We start from the raw sequence: 18,923 nt of genomic DNA on the forward strand, positions 1-18,923 counted from the left end.
GCAAGGCCGGCGCGCGCCCATTGCCCGGCCCCGCAAGGCCGGGCATCCCGGTCCCTTACGAGACCGCGACCTTCAAGAGCTTGATCGCCGCATAGTCGGTCACATCGCCGCCCACACGCTTGGAGGCATAGAACAGCACATGCGGCTTGGCCGAGAACGGGTCACGCAGGATGCGCAGATCCGGACGTTCGGCAATGGTATAGCCGGCGGCAAAATCCCCGAAGGCGATGGGATAGGTGTTGGCCCCCACATCCGGCATGTCTTCAAGGATGAGCACCGGATAGCCCATCAGCCGCGCCGGCTCGCCCGCCTGCAGGCTGTCGCCCCACATGAAGCGGCCATCGGCATCCTTCATCTTGCGCACCGCACCGGCCGTCTTCGAGTTCATCAGGAAGGTGCCATTGGCGCGGTAATCGGCCCCAAGCGCATAGACCAGATTGACGATGCAATCGCTGGCATTGGTCGTGGCGAAATCGGCAGCGGCACCCGTCGGCACATAGCCCAGATTGCCCCAGGTCCAGGACGCATTGGCGACCTTGGCCGGCAGGAGGATACCCTTGGGCTTGTCCACACCATCCCCGTTCACGAAAGCCGCCGCCTCGGCGCGGGTGAAGCGGGTGGCGATCTTGCCGGCCAGCCAGCCCTCGACGTCAAAGGCGCTGTCGTCCAGCAGACGCTGGCTGGCCTTCGGCATCGCCGACAGCTCATGCAACTTGATCGAGATCCGTTCAATGGTCGGCGTCGCGGTTTCGCTGGCCGCGCCGGTTTCGGTGGCCCAGCCCGAGCCGATTTCGCTGCGGTCGATCAGCACGTCGAAGGACACCGCCTCAACCTGCACCACATTGGCCGCCGCCCGCAGGCTCGCCGTCGACAGAAGAAGCGAGCGGATGCTGTCCGCCGTCTGCGGATCCACCAGATAACCGCCATCGGCGGCAACCGCGGTCGACATCGCCTTGCCTTCCAGCACAAGTCCGCGCAGCCCGTCATCATCACCCGAGCGCAGATAGGCGCCAAAGGCCTTCTTGTGGGGAACATCCCGCTCGGCAGCGCCGGAAAGCGCGGGGCGGGCATAGGTCGTGGTCTTGCGGTCCAGCATGTTCAGTCGCTCTTCCTGATGTTGCAGCGATTTCTTCATTTCCATCTGAAAGCCGTTGAAGGCGCTCAGAAATCCGGCCATGGCTGCCTTTGCCTCGGCCCCCGGCTCATGGGCAGGGGCCAAAGCTTCCCCGGCCCGAGACTGCATCTCGGTCATACGTCCATCCTTCGTGCCTGATCGTGATTGGCCGCCGCTTACGCGGGCCCGGCCCATGCCCGGCGGGCCTCGTCAAAGACCTGCGCCAGACTGCGCCAGACGTCGGCTTCCAGCGTGTTCGCCTTTGCCGCCACCCGCGCCTCGGGAAGCATCGGGAAGGTCACCAGCGACACCTCCCAAAGCTCCAGCTCCTGCAAAAGGCGCTGCCCCTTGCCGTCGCGTTCCGCCCTGACCGTGCGGTAGCCGATCGACAGCCCGTCAATCGCCCCCGCCGTCAAGAGGGCCGCCGCCTCGCGGCCCTTGTCCACCTGCGCCAGAATGCGCCCCTTGACCCAAAGGCCCTGCGCATCCTCGCGCACCTCGTCCCAAACGCCGATGGGTTGCGCCGGGTCATGCTGCCACAGCATCTTGACCGCCCGCCCCGCCCCCGCCAGCCGCTTCAGGCTCTGGGCATAGGCGCCGGGCTGCACGACATCGCCGCCCTGATCGCGCTTGCCGAACAAGCTGGCATAGCCCGAAACCACATGCCCCTCGGCCAGCACCAGCCCCGCCTCGGGCTGATGAAACTTGCGCTCGGGGGCGCCCTGCATCTTCCACTGCATCGTCATCACCTCATCGCCGCCGAAAGCAGAGTCTCGGCCATCTGGGCCAAAAGAAAGGCCGCCACCCCGTAAACGCCCAGCCAGATGCGCTTTTCCAGCCGCTCCAGCACCGCGTCGATCTGCGCCAGACGCCAGTCCAGCGCGCTCCAGCGTTCCTCGGCCACCCGCTCATTGGCCTCGATCCGCGCCGCCGCCGCATCGAAACTGTCGAAAAGGAAGCGCGACCCGCTCCCCGGGGGACGCTTGACGCTCATTCCTCCTCCGACAGCCGCGGCAGGCCCAGCAGCACCCGCTTTTCGGCCGGCGTCAGGAAATCGGCCGCCCCCACCCGGGCCCATTGCTGATCGCGTTCCGCCGCCAGCGCCGGGATCTGGTCCAGATCGGGCCGCAGCTCCACCGCCTCATCGGAAAAGACCGACAGCCAGTGCGACACCGACGCCGTGACCCGCTGCACCAGCGGCAGCACCGTCAGCCGGTAAAACGCCCGGTTCGCCTCCTGATAATTGGCATAGGTCGCATCCCCCGGAATCCCCATCAGCATCGGCGGCACACCAAAAGCGATGGCAATTTCGCGCGCCGCACTTTCCTTGGTCTTCTGGAACTCCATGTCGCTGGGGCTGAAGCCCATCGGCTTCCAGTCCAGCCCGCCTTCCAGCAGCATCGGACGCCCGGCATTGCGCGCGCCCTGATGATGCGCCTCCATCTCGCCGACCAGCCGGTCATACTGATCTTCGGTCAACTGCCCCTGCCCGTCGGCGCCCTTGTAAACGATGGCCCCCGAAGGCCGGGCGGCATTGTCGAGCAAAGCCTTGGACCAGGCGCTGGCACTGGAATGCACATCAATCGCCACCGCCGCCGCCTGCAACGGCGAAAAGCCGTAATGGTCATCCTGCGGGTGAAAGGTCTTGATATGGCAGATCGGCGGCAGACCCGCCGTCATGTCAAAACGGTGGGTCCGCCCGCCGACCGAATAGTCATAGGCCACCGGCCAGCCATCGGCCCCCGGCACCAGAGCCATGCGGTCGGCGCGCAAGACATGCAATTCCCCCGGCAGCTTGCCCGCACCCGGCACCGCCTCAAGATAGGCATTCCCCGAGAGCAGCAGGTGGCCATAGACCGCCTCGAACAATTCTGCCCGCCCCTGCGCCCCATTCGGACGGCGGATCAGGTCCAGCACCGGATGCTGTTCATAGCGCCGCTCGTGGTCCTGCAGGATCAGCGGCAACGCGGCGGCGGCTTCGGCGATCAGCTTGACCACCCGAAAGCCGATCGGATTGCCCTGAAAGCCGGTCCGCGCCAGGCTGACCGCATCGCGCGGGCTCCACGCCACCCGGCCCGAGGTTCCCCAGGCCACCACCCGCCCCGTGGCCGACGCCTTTTTCTCGGGCGCTTCCGGCACCGAGGCCGCGCGTTTCAGGAAGTCAAACACCATGCTCCGCTCTCCATCCTGCGGGTCCGGCAGCGGCGTTTCCCGCCGCCGGCCCCGTCCCCGGTCTTGATGAAGGCACCCTACGAGATCAGTTCCCTAATCCGCGTAAACCGGGCGCACGCTGCCCCACGCTAACACGCAACACACCAGCGGGATGGGCAGATTGCCCATCCTACGTTCTGGCGGCCCCGTAGGATGGGCAATCTGCCCATCCCCCGATCCGCCATCCTACAACCCCCGCACCTGCGGCGCCCGCCAGCCGCGCGACGGCTCAAGGATCAGCTCGTTCAGTGCCCAGACCAGCGCATCCAGCCGGTCCGGGCTGCCCGGCCCGAGATAGCCCTGCGCCGTCATCCGGCACATCTGCTCTTCCAGCGCATGAAGCCCACGCACATGGCCCACCCGGCCCTGCTCATACAGCCCCGCCACCGGCTCGGCCCGCGCTCCCTTGCCCACGGCGGCATGGACCAGCCGCAGGGGCACCAGCGCGTCGATATTGCGGATAAGGGATTCCACCAACTTACCGCCCTGATTGGCTTCGGCGATCAGCCGGTCGGCCTTGTGCCGCTCCATCGCCGCCAGTGCCGCCCGCGCCCAGACCTCGGGTGCCCCCCGCGCCACGCTGGCATCTTCCATCACCACCGCCTTCCAGTGCTGCGGCGGCCCCTTGGTGACGGCCCCGACCACCACGATGCCGCATTCGTCGGCGCCCCCCACCGCCGGATCGACCGCCACCACCACGCGGTCAAAGGCCGGCAGATGGTCCAACCGCCCCCGTTCCAGCATCTCGCTGGTCCAGAGCGCGCCTTCGACATCCTCGACCAGTTCCCCCATCAATTCCTGCCGCCCCTTGCGGGTGCCGCCGAACCTTGCCTGCACCTCGTCAAGGAAACTGGCCGCCAGATGCGCCCGGTTCGCCTCGGTCGGCGCATGGGTGGAGACGGTGGAGGGGTTCTTCAGAATGGCCTTCAGCACCGCCACATTGGCGGGGGTGGTCGTCACCACCTGCCGCGGATTCTCCCCCAGCCGCAGCGCGAATTGCAACTGATCCCAGGTTTCCTGCGCCTTTGGCCATTTCGCCAGCTCATCCACCCAGGCGGCATCGAACTGCGGCCCCCGCAGGCTCTCGGGGTCAAAGGCGGAATAGACCTGCGCCACCGCGCCATTCGGCCAGACCAGCCGCTTGCGCGTCGCCTGCCACTCCGGCTTGCGGTCGGGAGGGGAGCAGGCAAGGATGCCGCTCTCCCCCATGATCATCACCTCGCGCACCTGATCCACCGTCTCGCCCACCAGCGCCACCCGGCGCGACCGTCCGGGCGCCTCGGGCGTCGCCCCCTCCACCTCGGCGCGCACCCATTCGGCCCCGGCCCGGGTCTTGCCCGCACCGCGCCCGCCCATGATCACCCATGTTTTCCAGGCCCCCTCGGGCGGCAACTGATGCGGCAGCGCCCAGAACTCGAAAAGCCAGGGCAGCGCCAAAAGCGCATTGTCGCCAAGGCCCTCCAGAAACTCATCCACCTTCTCCGGCGTCGCGGAGGCGAGCCAGGCGGCGCCCGATCTCATCCCGCGCGGCGTCAAAGTCGAGACCGGAGGCTCCGACAGCCCCGGCAACCTGTTTGCGGAGTTTTTCAACCCGGTTCCTTTCACCAATGTAAAGATCAAGTGCCGCGCGCAGATTCTGGACATGCGCCTTGGCGTCCTTGATCTGTCCGAACTCGCCCAAGCGGATGGCCCGCAAGGTCAGGGCGATGGATTGCGCGGCTTCATCCAGCCAGCCTTCGGTTTCCGCCAGAACTGCGTCTGGCGGCTCTTCTCCCGTGGAGAAATTGATCGTCATGTCCTGCTTGACCCGCCCTCATGCCTGCTCCGCACGAGAGAAATGAAAAAACGGCTGCGGGGTGCGCCCCCGAGCCGTTCGCCCATCTCTTCCAGCATGGCAAATATCTACCGCAAAGCGCGCGGAAAGTCAAGAACTCCCGTCAGGGTTGCAGAACGCTGACCTCAAGCGCCTGCCGCGGGCTGACCAGAACCCGCTGGTTCATCCGCGCCCAGGCATGGCGCATCAGCCAGGCCGGCTCCCCCCAGGGCAGTTGCATCTCCTTGCCCTGCGGCTCGCCGTCCCAGCGGTCGGGCAAGGCGGCAAAGCCGATCCGGGCCTGCACCCATGCGGTCTGCGCCCCCGGCGCGGCGCCATGCAGCCCATAGGGCGTGCGCTCCTGCAACGGCAGACGCAACACCGCACGGCCTTCCAGCACCTCTCCGGCGCGCAGCAGCCGGGCATAGGGTATTTCCGGGCTCATCACGTCGATGCTGTCGGGGATGTCCGGCACCAGCTTGTCCACCACCGCCCCCCCCTCGGGCGCAAAAGTGACCCAGGCGCTGGTCGGGTCCGGCACCCGCCGCCCCGCCTCATCACGCAGGGCAACCCGGTCGAACACCACCAGCCGCCCGGCGCCCGGATTGGCCACCCGGTAGCGCAGCATCAGCGCCCCCGCCTCCTGCGACCATTGCACCTCAAGCCTTGCATCCGCGCCGTTCATGCCGCCCCCCGCCGCCCGCGCAGACCCAAGGCCCACCAGCAAGCCCGCCAGAACACCGCGCCGCGTGATCGCTGCCACATCCATTCCCCCATCAATAGCGTTCCCGCTTGGGATAGCCCAGATCGCGCCGGATCTTGTTTTCGGTATAGGGGTTGTTTTCATAGGGCGGCAGTCCCACCGCCTCGGTTTCGCGGTTGTTCACGCCATTCGTAACGCCGGGCGTGATGTTGCCGCGCTGCGCCTGCTCGGCATGAACCATCTCATGGCCCAGCACCACCTCGGACGGGGTGTTCATCCACGGTTCCGAGCCGTCTTCCAGCGTTTCCGAATTGCCGGTGATGGTGATGGTCGCATTGGTGCCCGGCCCCGAACTGCCATCGGCCTTCTTGAAGCGGTCCATCGGCGCGTCATAGCTCGTCACCGGCGGGGAGCCCTGCTGAATGGTCAGCGTCTTGCCCGACGATCCCAGCGACTGCAACAGCCCCTGCCCGGTCGGCGTGCCCGCCAGTTTCGTGATATCATTCACGACCTTGGCGCGGAAGGCATCGCTGCCCTTGATGGTGATGCCATCGCCGACCTTGGTCACGACCGAGCCATCGGGCAGCATCACATCCTGCACGATGATGCCCCCCGGCAGCACCGTCGGCGGCATCCCGACAAAGCCCACCAGCACCGTCGGACAGCAGGGCGGCAGGATCACCCCGCCCTTGGCCGTCGGCGCCCCCATGAAGGTCTGCGGCTGACCCATGGTCAGGATGGTCGGAATCCCCATGATGATCGGATCGACCGGCGGAATGGGCGGCGGCACACAGGCACAGAAATCACCCATCCGCGCCGCCGGAAGCCCGCCGATCAGCACGGTGAACGCACCCACGCCCGCAATCGGCAGGGTGGCCCCCATGCAGATCGGACAGGTGTGCATGTCCGTCAGACGTGCGGCCGGAAATCCGGGCATCCCAATCCTCATACCTTCAATGACCGAAGGCTAGCCCCCGCGCTGTCACGGGTCAAGGAATGGAAAACCTGCCCCCGATGCCGGGGACAGCGCGGGGTCAGTTGCCCTGAACGCCGGTTTGCTCTTCGCCTCGTGCCGCCTCGATCGCGCGCCATTTGGCGACATTTTCGTTATGCGCCTCCAGCGTGGTGGCAAAGGCATGGCCGCCGCTGCCATCGGCCACGAAGTAGAGGTAATCCGTGGTTTCGGGGTTCAGCGCCGCCTCGATGCTCAACCGCCCCGGATTGGCAATCGGCCCCGGCGGCAGCCCGTCGATGACATAGGTGTTATAGGGTGTCTCGCGGCGCAACTCGCTTTGCCGCAGGCCCCGGCCCAGAACGCCCTCGCCCTTGGTGATGCCATAGATCACCGTCGGGTCGGTCTGCAACCGCATCCGCTGCGCCAGCCGGTTGAGGAAGACGCTGGCCACCTTGCGCCGCTCTTCCGCGACGCCGGTTTCCTTTTCCACGATCGAGGCCATGATCAGCGCCTCTTGCGGCGTCTCATAGGGCAGGCCATCCATCCGCGCAGCCCAAAGATCGGCCAGGATCACCTCTTGCCGCCGCGCCATTTCGGCCAGCAGCGCCGCCCGGTCGCTGCCCTTTTCCACCTCATAGCTGTCAGGGGCCAGCGTGCCCTCGGCGGGCACTGCCTTGACCTCTCCCGTCAGGAAATCCGCCCGTTTCAGTGCATCGACCACCTGCCAAGAGGTCACCCCCTCGGCCAGCGTGATCCGCCAGCGCAGGTCGGGCGCCTGTGCGGCATCCAGATATTCGGTCGGCGCCGCCTCGGTCGCCGGGGCGAATTTCACCACTTCGACATAGCGGTTCGTTGCCGGGTCCAGCTCGCGCAGCACCACATCCGCCGCCGCCACCCCGATGCGGAAATTCACCTCACGACCACAGGTCGATTGCCCGCCCACCGTCAGACTGTCCAGCACCTGCGCCATCGAAGAGCCCGGCGCGATCAGGTAAGAGCCGAATTTCAGGCTGCCGGCCTTTTCCGAATAATCCGCCCCGATACGGAAAATCCGCGCATCGCTGACCGCGCCCTGCTCGGCCAGCGCGCGGCTGACCTGGCTCAGGCTGGCGCCCTTTTCCACCTTGAAGCAGATCGCCTCGGCCAAGGGCCCCGGCCCGCTGTATTGCTGCCGCCCCCAGGCCAGAATCCCCGCCAGCACGATCAGCCCGACGATGAACAGCGTCAGCGCATTCGAGGCGATGGCCCGCCACATCCTCAGCGCACCTTGCCCAGCACAAGGCTGGCATTGGTGCCGCCAAAACCGAACGAGTTCGACAGCGCCACGTCAATCTTGCGCTTGACCGCCTTGTTCGGCGCCAGATCCAGCTTCGGCTGCACCGCCGGCGTGTCGAGGTTGATCGTCGGCGGCGCGATCTGGTCCCGGATGGCCAGCACGCAGAAAATCGCCTCGACCGCGCCCGCCGCGCCCAGAAGGTGCCCGATGCTCGACTTCGTCGAAGACATCGTGGCCTTGGCCGCCGCATCGCCCATCAACCGTTCAACCGCGCCCAACTCGATGGTGTCGGCCATTGTGCTGGTGCCATGGGCGTTGATGTAATCCACATCCGCCGGTTCCAGCCCAGCCCGCTTCAGCGCCGCCGCCATGCTGCGGAACCCGCCGTCGCCATCTTCCGACGGTGCGGTGATGTGATAAGCGTCGCCCGACAGGCCATAGCCCAGCACCTCGGCGTAAATCTTCGCCCCACGCGCCTTGGCGTGTTCGTATTCTTCCAGCACCACCACACCGGCACCCTCGCCCATGACAAAGCCGTCGCGGTCGGCGTCATAGGGGCGGCTGGCCTTCTGCGGCTCGTCGGCGCGCTTGGTGGACAAAGCCTTGCAGGCGTTGAACCCGGCAATGCCAATCTCGGAAATCGGGCTTTCGGCGCCACCCGCCACCATCACATCGGCATCGCCCAGCATGATCAGCCGCGCCGCATCGCCGATGGCATGGGCGCCGGTGGAACAGGCCGTCACCACCGCATGGTTCGGGCCCTTGAAACCGAACCGGATGGAAACCTGACCCGAGATCAGGTTGATCAGGCTGCCCGGAATGAAGAAGGGGGAAACCCGCTTTGGCCCCTTTTCCTTGATCAGCACCGCAGTTTCCGCAATCGTCGTCAGCCCGCCGATGCCGGAACCGATCATCACGCCGGTCCGCTGGCGGCTTTCTTCGTCCTGCGGCTCCCAGCCGGAATCGCGCACCGCCTGCGTGGCCGCCGCCATGCCGTAAAGGATGAAATCATCCACCTTGCGGCGGTCCTTCGGCTCCATCCAGTCATCGGCGTTGAAGGTGCCGTCGCTGCCATCGCCCATCGGGATTTCGCAGGCATATTGCGTCACCACATTGGACGCATCGAACCGCGTGATCGGCCCCGCGCCCGATTGCCCCGCCAGAAGGCGGCTCCAGGTTTCCTCGACGCCGCAAGCCAATGGCGTGACCATCCCCAGACCCGTCACCACAACCCGACGCATGTTGCCTCCAAAGCCGCCGCTGTCCATATTTGCGCGTGATACACGGCCCCCAAGGGCCACGCAACCTTGCCCCGTCCGCGCCGCCCGATTCCGCCTTCTGCCCGCCGATGCGGCATTGCGGCATCAGATGGCCCCACCGCCACAGATGACGCCACAGATGACGCTTGACCTTGGGGTCAGGCTTTGCCATGCCTGTGAATGAACGTTCATTCCCACATCCCCCATGCTTCATATCCCCGCCACACCCCCCGCTGCCGAACAGCGCAGCAGCGAAATCCTTGCCTCTGTCCGCACCGCCTTTGCCGAAAAGGGGTTCGATGGCGCATCCATGCAGGATCTCGCCCGCGCCGCCGGGATGAGCGTGGGCAACTTCTACCGCTATTTCCCCTCCAAGGCGGCCATTGTCGCAGCGCTGATCGCCCATGACCTTGCCGAGATGGAGCGGGATTTTGCCGCCGTCATCGCGGCCCCCCGCCCGCTCGAGGCGCTGCGCCGCCTGTTGCACCTCCGCATCCCCGAGCATCAGAACTGCAACGACGGCAAACTTTGGGCGGAAATCACCGCCGCCGCCCAACGCAAACCCGAGATCGGCGAGGCATCCTGCCGCATGGAGGCCGAAATCCTGTCCTACCTGACACAGGTTTTCGCCGCTGAAACCGGCCTTGAACCCAAAGCCTCGCATGAGCAATTCGGCGCCCATGCCGCCTTCATTATCGTTCTGTTCAAATCCTCCAGCATGATCGCACCCGGCAATCCGCGCCTGCATGGTCATCTGACAGAGCTGATCCTGCGTAGTATCGACCAGACCCTTGACGAGATTTCCGCCTCCAGACCGAAAGTCATGACGTGATGCGCATTGCCGTTCTTCCCGCCCTCGCCGCCCTTTTGCTTGGCGCCGCCCCCACCGCCCTTTTTGCCGAAGCCTCCGAAGCCGCACCCGCCACCGTGGCCGAGGTTCTGCCCGCCATCACCGTTTCAACCGTGGGCAAGCGGCATCTGACCGATATCGTCCTGGCTTCCGGCCTGATCGCGCCCATCGAAGAGGTGCAGGTTGCGCCCCTGATCGAAGGCCAGCAGATCGAGGCGCTTCTGGTCGATGTGGGCGATACGGTCACCGCAGGTCAGGTTCTGGCCCGGCTGTCGGTGTCCACCCTTGAACTGCAACGCAGCCAGTTGGCCGCCACCGTCGCCGCCGCCAAGGCCGCCGTGGCCCAGGCCGAGGCCGGCCTGATCGAAAGCGAAAGCACCGCCGCCGAAGCCCGCCGCGTGGCCGACCGCACCGCCAAGTTGCAGGCGCAGGGCACCACCAGCCAGGCCGCCGCCGATCAGGCCGCCGCTGCCGCGACTTCCGCCGATGCCGGCGTGGCCGTGGCGCGTCAGGCGCTGGAAAGCGCCCGCGCCAACCAGACCCTGGCCGAGGCGCAGGCCGCCAACACCGAGTTGCAACTGTCGCGCACCGAGGTCACCGCCCCGGTGGCCGGCGTGATCACCGCCCGCAATGCCCGTATCGGCGCCATCGCTTCGGCGGCAGGCCAGCCGATGTTCACCCTGATCCGTGACGGCGCGCTGGAAATGCAGGCCGATGTGGCCGAGCGCGACCTTCTGCGCCTCGCACCCGGCCAAAAGGCGACGCTGACCCTCTCGGGGGCCGCCGCACCGCTGACCGGCACCGTGCGGCTGGTCGAGCCGACCATCGACACCGCCTCGCGGCTTGGCCGGGTCCGCATCGTGGTGGACGCGTCCGAGACTGTCCGCGCCGGCATGTTCGCCGAAGCCGCCATCACCATCGCCGAGCATGAGGCGCTGGCCGTGCCCGTCACCGCCGTCGGCGCCACCGATGGCATGACCACCGTGATGAAGGTCAATGGCGATACCGTGGCCCGGGTCGAGATCACCTCCGGCATCCGCGATGGCGGCTGGGTGGAAATCGTGTCGGGCCTGTCCGAAGGCGACCAGATCGTGACCAAGGCCGGGGCCTTCGTGCGCAACGGCGACCGCATCAACCCCGTCCCCGCCGCCAGCAACTGAGGCAACCGCGATGAACTTCTCTGCATGGTCCATCCGCAATCCGGTCGCGCCGCTGCTGGCCTTCGTGATGCTGCTCGTTCTGGGCTGGCAAAGCTTCAACTCGCTGCCGATCACCCGGTTTCCCAATATCGACGTGCCTCTGGTCGCCGTGACCGTGGTACAATCGGGCGCCGCCCCCGCCGAGATGGAAACCCAGGTCACCAAAGAGGTCGAGGATGCCGTTTCCGGCATCACCGGCGTCAAGAACATCGTCTCGACCATTTCTGACGGGGTTTCGACCACCGCCATAGAATTCCGCATGGAGGTCACCACCGACAAGGCGGTGCAGGACGTCAAGGACGCCATCGACGGCATCGCGGGCGATCTGCCTGCCGATGTCGAAACCCCGAGCGTGACCCGCATCGACGTTGAGGGGCAGGCGATCATGAGCTTTGCCGTGACCGCCCCCGCCATGACATTTGAAGAATTGTCGTGGTTCGTCGATGACACCGTGAAACGTGCGCTTCAAGGCCGCGCCGGGGTGGGCAAGGTCGAACGCTATGGCGGGGCCGACCGCGAGATTCAGATCCTGCTCGACCCGGTCAAGCTGGAAAGCCACGGCATCACCGCCTCGACCGTTAACGCGCAACTGCGCGCGACGAACAAGAACATGGGCGCGGGCCGGTCGGAACTGGGCGAGGGCGAACAGGCCATCCGCACCCTCGGCGATGCCGAAACGGTGGCGAAACTGGCCGCCACCACCATCGCTTTGCCCTCGGGCCGCTTTGTCAAACTGTCCGAACTCGGTCAGGTGGTGGACAGCTACGAGGAACTGCGCTCTTTCTCGCGGCTGAACGGCGAACAAGTGGTGACTTTTGCCGTCTTCCGCGCCAAGGGCGCCTCTGAGGTGTCGGTGGCCGAAACGGTCAACAAGGTGCTGGACGACCTGCGCGCCAAGAACCCCGGGGTGTCGATCAATCTGGTCGATGAAACCGTGTTCTACACCTATGGCAACTACGAGGCCGCCATCCACACCCTGCTGGAAGGCGCGCTGCTGGCGGTTCTGGTGGTGCTGGCCTTCCTGCGCAACTGGCGAGCCACGCTGATTTCCGCCGTGGCGCTGCCGCTCTCGGCCATCCCCACCTTCTGGGTGATGGACATGATCGGCTTCTCGCTCAACCTCGTGTCCTTCCTTGCGATGACGCTGGCCACCGGCATTCTGGTGGATGATGCCATCGTGGAGATCGAGAACATCACCCGCCACATCCGCATGGGCAAAACCCCCTACCGCGCCGCCATCGACGCCGCGGACGAGATCGGCCTTGCGGTGATCGCCACCACCTTCACCATCATCGCGGTCTTCGTCCCGGTGTCGTTCATGCCCGGCATTCCGGGCCAGTATTTCCGGCAATTCGGCCTGACCGTGGCCATCGCCGTGATGTTCTCTCTGTTGGTCGCGCGTCTCATCACGCCCATGATGGCCGCCTATCTGATGAGCGCCAAGGACGCCGGCACCGAACATGGCCACCGCGACGGGCGCTTCATGCGCGGCTATATGGCTTTCGTGAAGGCCACCACCGGCACCTGGCGCTTCGGCTCGATCCCGCTCGCCGGGCGGCGGCTGCCGATCCGGCTGGGCCGCTACTATGTCACCCTCGTCGTCGCGGTGGTGGTGGTGATCATCTCGGTCGGCGCCATGCTGCAGGTTCCCGGCAGCTTCATGCCGCCCGAGGATGTCAGCCGCATTTCCGTCTCGGTCGAACTACCCCCCGGCTCGACACTCGAGGAAACCGACCGCACCACGCAGGAAATGGTCAAGGTGATCCGCGACATCGAAGGGATCGAGAACATCTTCGTCCTTGGCGGCACCTCGCCCACCGGCGACCTTGACACCCGCCGCGCCGCCATCACCGTTTCGCTGGTCAAGCTGGACCCGCGGCTGACGCTGAAACTGTCCGAGCTGGGCCGCCGCATTCCCCTGATCGGCGCGCTGGTTCCCGTGGTCGAGAACAAGGGCCGCACGGTGCCGCAGAACCTGATCGAGGCCGAGATTTTCCGCCGCCTCGCCGTGATCCCCGACATCCGCGCCTTCAAGCTCAACGACCGGGGCGAGCGGGACATCTCCTACTCGATCCTAGCCGCAAACGAGGCCGACCTGAATGGCGCCGTGGCCGCGCTGGAAGAGGCGCTGCGCAAGGAACCCACCCTGGCCGATGTCGCCTCGGAAGGCGCCCTGCCGCGCCCCGAAATCCAGATCGTGCCGCGTATGGACGAAGCGGCCCGGCTGGGCATCACCACCGAACAGATCGCTTCGGTGGTCCGCGTCGCCACCATCGGCGATGTCGATGCCCAACTGGCCAAAATCTCCATCGACAGCCGGCTGATCCCGATGCGGGTCCGGCTGGATGATGCCAGCCGCGAAAACCTGTCGCGCATCTCCAACCTGAAACTGACCACCGCCACCGGCGCGCAGGTGCCGCTTTCGACGGTGGCCGATGTGCGCATCGGCGAAGGCCCCTCGACGGTGAAGCGGCTGAACAAGGAACGCCGCGCCACCATCGGCGCCAACCTGCCGGTGGGCGTCGCCCTTGGCACCGCTTCTGAAAACTTCAAGAAAGTGGCCGAGACGGTGAAACTGCCCGCCTCTGCCCGGTTGCAGGAATCGGGCGATGCCGAAATTCAGGCCGAACTTTTCGCCAGCTTCGGTCAGGCCATGCTTCTGGGCCTGCTTCTGGTGCTGACGGTGCTGATCCTGCTCTTCGGTTCGGTGATCCAGCCTTTCACCATCCTGTTCTCGCTGCCGCTGGCCATCGGCGGGGTGGCGGCGGCGCTGCTCTTGACCAATTCGGCGCTGTCGATGCCGGTGCTGATCGGGATTCTGATGCTGATGGGCATTGTGACCAAGAACGCCATCCTGCTGATCGACTTTGCCATCGAGATGCGGGCGCGCGGCATGGACCGGGTGAAATCGGTGATCGAGGCTGGCCACAAGCGCGCCCAGCCCATCGTGATGACCTCGATCGCCATGTCGGCGGGGATGCTGCCCTCGGCGCTGGGGGTGGGCGAAGGCGGCGCCTTCCGCGCACCGATGGCCACGGCCGTGATCGGCGGCATCATCGTGTCCACCGTTCTGTCGCTGGTGATCGTGCCGTCCTTCTACCTGATCATGGACGATTTCTCGCGGCTTCTGGGGCTGATCTTCAGCCGCGTGGTCGGCCAGAAAGAGGAAGAACCCGACGAACCCGCAGCCTCGGTTCTGGCGGAACGGATCGCGCTTCTGGCCGCCGACCAGTCCGACCTGCGGGCGCGGCTGGCCCCGGGCAATGGTCCGCTCGCCGGTCCCGGCGACCTGCGCGCCGCCGAGTAACCGCTTGCACCCGGCGGGGCGCGGCGCCATGAAGGGCGCCGCGCCCCGCCGCATTTTGCCATCGGTGCAATTCAGCGCCCGTTTCAAGGCCCGACATGACCCTCGCTTCTGCACCGCTATCGGCGGCCAACACCCGCCGGGGCATCCTTCTGATGCTCGCCGCCATCGTCCTTTTCACCGCGATGGATGCGCTGGCCAAGGGGCTGATCGCACGCTATCCGGCGCCGCAGGTGATCTGGGCCCGCTTTGCCGGACAGGCGCTGGTGGTGGCGCTGCTCTTGGGGCCGCGCCGGGTGATGCCCGCGCTGCGCACGCAGCACCCGTGGGCCCATCTTGTCCGCTCGGCCTGCCAGTTCGGGGCGACCTCGTTCTTCTTCGTCTCGCTGGGCTATATCGGGCTGGCCGAGGCGACCGCCCTGACCGATATCAACCCGGTGCTGATCACCCTTGGCGCCGCGCTGTTTCTGGGCGAGCGTCTGGGGCCGCGGCGGCTTCTGGGGGTGATCGCGGCGCTGATCGGGGCGCTGATCGTGATCCGCCCCGGCGCGGGCGTGTTCAGTCCGGCCGCCCTGCTGCCGCTGGCCTGCGCGGTCTGCTATACCGGCAACGCCCTTCTGACCCGCCATATCGGCAGCCGCGAACCGCCATGGACCTCGCTTCTGCACGCCGCCCTGTTCGGCACGGTGGCGGCGGGGCTGGCGTTGCCGTTCGTCTGGCAGCCGATCACCGGGCTGGACCTGATCCGTTTTGCCGTGATCGGCCTTCTGGGGTCGGGCGCGCAGCTTTGCATCATCCGGTCCTTCTCGCTGGCCGAAGCCTCGGTTGTGGCGCCCTTCGCCTATGCCGGCATCCTCTGCGCCACCTTCTGGGGCATCGTGCTTTATGGCGAATGGCCGGATTTCTGGACGGTGATCGGCGCGCTTGTGATCGTGACGGCGGGTCTTTACGTTTGGCACCGCGAAACCGTGGCCGCCCGCCGCGCCGAGCGTTGAGCCGGGAGTTCAGCCGAAACCATGGACGACACAGCCCCCCTTTCGCTGCGCGACCGGCTTGAGAATGCCGTGATCCTTGGCCTGATCCGGGGGCTTTTGCTCTTGCCCTATCGCTGGCGGGTGCCGCTCTGCGGCTGGGTCATGGCGCATCTGGTAGCGCCGGTGGCCGGTTACCGCCGCCGCATCCGCGCCAATCTGGCGCTGATCCTGCCGGACCTGCCCAAGGCCGAGGTCGCCCGCATCACCCGCGCCGTGCCCGACAATGTGGGCCGCACCCTGATCGAGATTTACTCCGGCCCGGCCTTCACCGCCCGCGCCGCCGGCCTGCCGCTGACCGGCGCCGGGGTGGGCATACTGGAGGCTGCCCACCGCGAAGGCCGCCCGGTGGTGCTGGTCACCGGCCATTTCGGCAATTACGACGCCAGCCGGGCGGCCCTTATCGCCCGCGGCTTCCGTGTGGGCGCGCTCTATAACCCGATGAAGAACCGCGCCTTCAACCGCCATTATGTTGCGGCGATCTCGGCCATAGGCACGCCGCTTTTCCCCCGGGGCAAGCGTGGCCTTGCCGAAATGGTGCGCCATCTGCGCGGCGGCGGGATGCTGGGCCTGCTGATCGACCAGCACATGCGCCACGGCGCCGAACTGACCTTTTTCGGCCACCGCGCGCTGACGGCCCTGTCGGCCGCGGAACTGGCCCTGAAATATGACGCCCTGGTGATCCCGACCTATGGCATCCGTCAGCCGGACGGGCTTTCGTTCCAGATCGTGGTGGAACCGCCGATCCCCCCCGGCCCGCCCGAAGCCATGACCCAGGCCCTGAACGACAGCCTTGAGGCGCTGGTGCGCCGCTACCCCGAACAATGGCTCTGGATTCACCGCCGCTGGAAGTAAGGCCCCAAATTTCTTCCAAGAAATTTGCAAATTCGTTGCAACGAATTTGGCTCGTCCCCCTTGGTCCGCCTCAATTGCCGCAGGGCAGTCTTCGGCCGAAAGCCGCGCCTCCCCCTTCACAAGCTCGCGCCCGGCGCCTAGCCTGCGCACCATAACTGCTGGGAGGCATCCATGACCGACAGACCTTTGGGCTTCGACACGCTCGCCATTCACGCGGGCACGGCCCCCGATCCGGCCACCGGCGCGCGCCAGGTGCCGATCTATCAGACCACGGCCTATGTGTTCCGCGACGCCGATCACGCCGCCAAGCTCTTCAACCTGCAAGAGGTCGGCTATATCTACTCGCGGCTGACCAACCCGACGGTTTCGGCGCTGGCCAACCGGGTCTGCGCGCTTGAGGGTGGCGCGGGGGCGATCTGCTGCTCTTCCGGCCATGCGGCGCAGATCATGGCGCTCTTCCCGCTGATGGGTCCGGGCAAGAACATCGTCGCCTCGTCGCGGCTGTACGGCGGCACGATCACCCAGTTTTCCCAGACGATCAAACGCTTTGGCTGGTCGGCCAAGTTTGTCGATACCGACGATCTTCTGGCCGTCGAACATGCCATCGACGAGAATACCCGCGCCATCTTCTGCGAAACCATCGCCAACCCCGGCGGCTATGTCAGCGACCTTGATGCGCTGGCCCGCATCGCCGATCGGGCGGGCGTCCCGCTGATCGTGGACAACACCACCGCCACGCCTTACCTCTGCAAACCCATCGAGCATGGCGCGACACTGGTCGTGCATTCGGCCACCAAATACCTGACCGGCAACGGCACGGTGACGGGCGGCGTTGTGGTGGATTCGGGCAAGTTCGACTGGTCCGCCTCGGGCAAGTTCCCCTCGCTGTCGGAACCGGAACCCGCCTATCACGGGCTGGCCTTCCACCCCGCACTGGGGGCGATGGCCTTCACCTTCCATTCCATCGCCGTCGGCCTGCGCGATCTGGGCATGACGATGAACCCGCAAGGCGCCCATTACACCCTGATGGGGATCGAGACGCTGGGCCTGCGGATGCAGCGCCACGTCGAGAATGCCGCCATTGTCGCCGAATGGCTGGAGCAAGACCCCCGCGTCGAGTTTGTGACCTATGCCGGGCTGCACTCCTCGCCCTATCGCAAGCGCGCGGAAATGATCGTGCCCAAGGGGGCCGGGGCGCTTTTCACCTTCGCGGTCAAGGGCGGGTATGAGGCTTGCGTGAAACTGGTGGACAGCCTCAAGCTGTTCTCCCATGTCGCCAACCTCGGCGACACCCGCAGCCTGATCATCCACCCCGCCTCGACCACCCACCGCCAGTTGGAGGAAGAGGCGCAAATCCGCGCCGGCGCCGCCCCCAACGTGGTCCGCGTCTCCATCGGTATCGAAGACCCCGCCGACATCATCGCCGATCTGGACCAGGCGCTGACCAAGGCCGTGGGGTAAGGGATACGGTAGGATGGGCAATATTGCCCATCCTACGCAACACCCGGCAGGCTTACTGCACGATCTCGTAAGTCACCGTCACCGCCGCGCTCAGCCCGATCTCCCCGGCTTCGACCGGCACCGGGGCCGAGGCGGCGTCGGCCTTGAACATCGGCATCGGGCCGCCATAGCCGCCGCCTTCGCTGATCGACAGCACGCGGCCCAGCTTCACCCCCGCCGCCGCGGCCAAGAGTTCGGCCCGGGCGCGGGCGTCTTCGGTGGCCGCCTTGCGCGCCTGATCCAGCACCGGGCGCGGCGAGGCCAGCTCAAAGCTGATGCCATTCAGCGTATTGGCCCCATCGGTGATCGCAGCATCCAGAACCGCGCCCAGCTTGCCCACTTCACGCACCCGCACGCTCAACTGGTTCGAGGCGGTATAGCCGGTGATGGTCTGCGGCTGATTGCTGCTGCTGTCATAGCCGGTCCAGTTGGGGTTCAGCGACAGGCTTGCCGTCTGCAGATCGCGCGGCTCGATCCCCGCCGCTTTCAGCTGCTCGATCACCTGCGCCAGTGCGGCAGTATTGGCCGCCATCGCCTCGGCTGCGGTGGCTGCAACCGTGGTGACCCCGAGCGAGACCGTCGCCATATCCGGCACCGCCTGCACCGATGCCTCACCCGTCACGGTGATCTGCGGCACCGGCGCCTGTTGCGCCATGGCCGTTCCCGCCAGCGGCAAGGCCAGCACCGTCGTCAGCATCAGTGTTTTCAGTTTCCGCATCTTTGCCTCCTTCAAGGTCGTCGCGTTCAAGCTGTGATCATGAAACGCACGGCGCAAGCCCATCCTTGGCCGATCCTTGGCGGTGGGGGGCGTTTTTCTTTCCTTCGGCGAAAAGCTGCTGTAGTTAGCAGAAAC

Annotated in this window: 17 protein-coding genes; 6 read left to right on the forward strand and 11 right to left on the reverse strand. The window is 66.3% G+C overall.

The window, feature by feature from the left end; translation table 11 throughout:
* Positions 1-55 precede the first annotated feature (55 nt).
* The 10 genes from HS053_RS10660 to fabF form a co-directional block, all read right to left on the reverse strand.
* Positions 56-1,252, reverse strand: a complete 1,197-nt coding sequence (locus HS053_RS10660; protein ID WP_174211231.1) for a phage major capsid protein — start codon at positions 1,250-1,252, stop codon at positions 56-58.
* A gap of 38 nt (positions 1,253-1,290) precedes the next feature.
* A complete protein-coding gene (locus tag HS053_RS10665) occupies positions 1,291-1,854 on the reverse strand; it encodes an HK97 family phage prohead protease (protein WP_458358893.1) in 564 nt (187 codons plus the stop codon).
* Between the two features lie 5 nt (positions 1,855-1,859).
* A complete protein-coding gene (locus HS053_RS10670) occupies positions 1,860-2,108 on the reverse strand; it encodes a GTA head formation protein, RCAP_rcc01685 family (protein WP_174211233.1) in 249 nt (82 codons plus the stop codon).
* Entirely contained in the window at positions 2,105-3,286 is a 1,182-nt protein-coding gene (locus HS053_RS10675) for a phage portal protein (protein ID WP_174211234.1), read from the reverse strand. Before HS053_RS10675 ends, HS053_RS10670 begins: the two co-directional genes overlap by 4 nt.
* A 225-nt stretch (positions 3,287-3,511) precedes the next feature.
* The gene (locus HS053_RS10680) at positions 3,512-4,846 is read right to left on the reverse strand and encodes a DNA-packaging protein (protein ID WP_174211235.1); all 1,335 of its coding nucleotides are present in this window, start codon (positions 4,844-4,846) and stop codon (positions 3,512-3,514) included.
* A complete protein-coding gene (locus HS053_RS10685; protein ID WP_174211236.1) occupies positions 4,794-5,120 on the reverse strand; it encodes a hypothetical protein in 327 nt (108 codons plus the stop codon). The genes HS053_RS10680 and HS053_RS10685 overlap by 53 nt, the downstream gene beginning before the upstream one ends.
* Positions 5,121-5,262: 142 nt before the next feature.
* A complete protein-coding gene (locus tag HS053_RS10690) occupies positions 5,263-5,907 on the reverse strand; it encodes a hypothetical protein (RefSeq protein WP_174211237.1) in 645 nt (214 codons plus the stop codon).
* 7 nt (positions 5,908-5,914) lie between these two features.
* Entirely contained in the window at positions 5,915-6,778 is an 864-nt protein-coding gene (locus HS053_RS10695; protein WP_174211238.1) for a M91 family zinc metallopeptidase, read from the reverse strand.
* A gap of 97 nt (positions 6,779-6,875) precedes the next feature.
* Positions 6,876-8,051, reverse strand: a complete 1,176-nt coding sequence (gene mltG, locus HS053_RS10700) for an endolytic transglycosylase MltG (RefSeq protein WP_174211239.1) — start codon at positions 8,049-8,051, stop codon at positions 6,876-6,878.
* 2 nt (positions 8,052-8,053) lie between these two features.
* Positions 8,054-9,313, reverse strand: a complete 1,260-nt coding sequence (fabF, locus tag HS053_RS10705) for a beta-ketoacyl-ACP synthase II (RefSeq protein WP_174211240.1) — start codon at positions 9,311-9,313, stop codon at positions 8,054-8,056.
* A gap of 223 nt (positions 9,314-9,536) precedes the next feature.
* Here fabF and HS053_RS10710 point away from each other — a divergent pair, with 223 nt between their 5' ends.
* The 6 genes from HS053_RS10710 (at position 9,537) to HS053_RS10735 (ending at position 18,031) form a co-directional block, all read left to right on the forward strand.
* Entirely contained in the window at positions 9,537-10,163 is a 627-nt protein-coding gene (locus tag HS053_RS10710) for a TetR/AcrR family transcriptional regulator (RefSeq protein ID WP_174211241.1), read from the forward strand.
* Positions 10,163-11,341: an efflux RND transporter periplasmic adaptor subunit gene (locus tag HS053_RS10715; protein WP_174211242.1), complete on the forward strand. Its 1,179-nt coding sequence runs from the start codon at positions 10,163-10,165 to the stop codon at positions 11,339-11,341. The genes HS053_RS10710 and HS053_RS10715 overlap by 1 nt, the downstream gene beginning before the upstream one ends.
* A 10-nt stretch (positions 11,342-11,351) precedes the next feature.
* Positions 11,352-14,687 carry an efflux RND transporter permease subunit gene (locus HS053_RS10720; protein ID WP_174211243.1) on the forward strand — a complete coding sequence of 1,112 codons (3,336 nt, stop codon included), beginning with the start codon at positions 11,352-11,354 and terminating at the stop codon, positions 14,685-14,687.
* A gap of 95 nt (positions 14,688-14,782) precedes the next feature.
* On the forward strand, positions 14,783-15,679 hold the full coding sequence (locus HS053_RS10725) for a DMT family transporter (protein WP_174211244.1): 897 nt from the start codon (positions 14,783-14,785) through the stop codon (positions 15,677-15,679).
* Positions 15,680-15,700: 21 nt separating this feature from the next.
* Positions 15,701-16,570: a lysophospholipid acyltransferase family protein gene (locus HS053_RS10730; RefSeq protein WP_174211245.1), complete on the forward strand. Its 870-nt coding sequence runs from the start codon at positions 15,701-15,703 to the stop codon at positions 16,568-16,570.
* 171 nt (positions 16,571-16,741) lie between these two features.
* The gene (locus HS053_RS10735) at positions 16,742-18,031 is read left to right on the forward strand and encodes an O-acetylhomoserine aminocarboxypropyltransferase/cysteine synthase family protein (RefSeq protein ID WP_174211246.1); all 1,290 of its coding nucleotides are present in this window, start codon (positions 16,742-16,744) and stop codon (positions 18,029-18,031) included.
* A gap of 52 nt (positions 18,032-18,083) precedes the next feature.
* On the opposite strand, the gene HS053_RS10740 is transcribed toward HS053_RS10735, so the two are convergent.
* Positions 18,084-18,788: an SIMPL domain-containing protein gene (locus HS053_RS10740; protein WP_174211247.1), complete on the reverse strand. Its 705-nt coding sequence runs from the start codon at positions 18,786-18,788 to the stop codon at positions 18,084-18,086.
* Positions 18,789-18,923: the final 135 nt, after the last annotated feature.

Origin of the sequence: Tabrizicola fusiformis (genome assembly GCF_013328815.1) — a bacterium.
Classification (GTDB): Bacteria; Pseudomonadota; Alphaproteobacteria; order Rhodobacterales; family Rhodobacteraceae; genus Fuscibacter.

Coding starts and splice junctions, on each gene's coding strand:
- HS053_RS10660 (WP_174211231.1), bottom strand. CDS start 1,252: ATGACCGAGATGCAGTCTCGGGCCGGGGAAGCTTTGGCCCCTGCCCAT.
- HS053_RS10665 (WP_458358893.1), bottom strand. CDS start 1,854: ATGCAGTGGAAGATGCAGGGCGCCCCCGAGCGCAAGTTTCATCAGCCC.
- HS053_RS10670 (WP_174211233.1), bottom strand. CDS start 2,108: ATGAGCGTCAAGCGTCCCCCGGGGAGCGGGTCGCGCTTCCTTTTCGAC.
- HS053_RS10675 (WP_174211234.1), bottom strand. CDS start 3,286: ATGGTGTTTGACTTCCTGAAACGCGCGGCCTCGGTGCCGGAAGCGCCC.
- HS053_RS10680 (WP_174211235.1), bottom strand. CDS start 4,846: ATGAGATCGGGCGCCGCCTGGCTCGCCTCCGCGACGCCGGAGAAGGTG.
- HS053_RS10685 (WP_174211236.1), bottom strand. CDS start 5,120: ATGACGATCAATTTCTCCACGGGAGAAGAGCCGCCAGACGCAGTTCTG.
- HS053_RS10690 (WP_174211237.1), bottom strand. CDS start 5,907: ATGGATGTGGCAGCGATCACGCGGCGCGGTGTTCTGGCGGGCTTGCTG.
- HS053_RS10695 (WP_174211238.1), bottom strand. CDS start 6,778: ATGCCCGGATTTCCGGCCGCACGTCTGACGGACATGCACACCTGTCCG.
- mltG (WP_174211239.1), bottom strand. CDS start 8,051: ATGTGGCGGGCCATCGCCTCGAATGCGCTGACGCTGTTCATCGTCGGG.
- fabF (WP_174211240.1), bottom strand. CDS start 9,313: ATGCGTCGGGTTGTGGTGACGGGTCTGGGGATGGTCACGCCATTGGCT.
- HS053_RS10710 (WP_174211241.1), top strand. CDS start 9,537: ATGCTTCATATCCCCGCCACACCCCCCGCTGCCGAACAGCGCAGCAGC.
- HS053_RS10715 (WP_174211242.1), top strand. CDS start 10,163: ATGCGCATTGCCGTTCTTCCCGCCCTCGCCGCCCTTTTGCTTGGCGCC.
- HS053_RS10720 (WP_174211243.1), top strand. CDS start 11,352: ATGAACTTCTCTGCATGGTCCATCCGCAATCCGGTCGCGCCGCTGCTG.
- HS053_RS10725 (WP_174211244.1), top strand. CDS start 14,783: ATGACCCTCGCTTCTGCACCGCTATCGGCGGCCAACACCCGCCGGGGC.
- HS053_RS10730 (WP_174211245.1), top strand. CDS start 15,701: ATGGACGACACAGCCCCCCTTTCGCTGCGCGACCGGCTTGAGAATGCC.
- HS053_RS10735 (WP_174211246.1), top strand. CDS start 16,742: ATGACCGACAGACCTTTGGGCTTCGACACGCTCGCCATTCACGCGGGC.
- HS053_RS10740 (WP_174211247.1), bottom strand. CDS start 18,788: ATGCGGAAACTGAAAACACTGATGCTGACGACGGTGCTGGCCTTGCCG.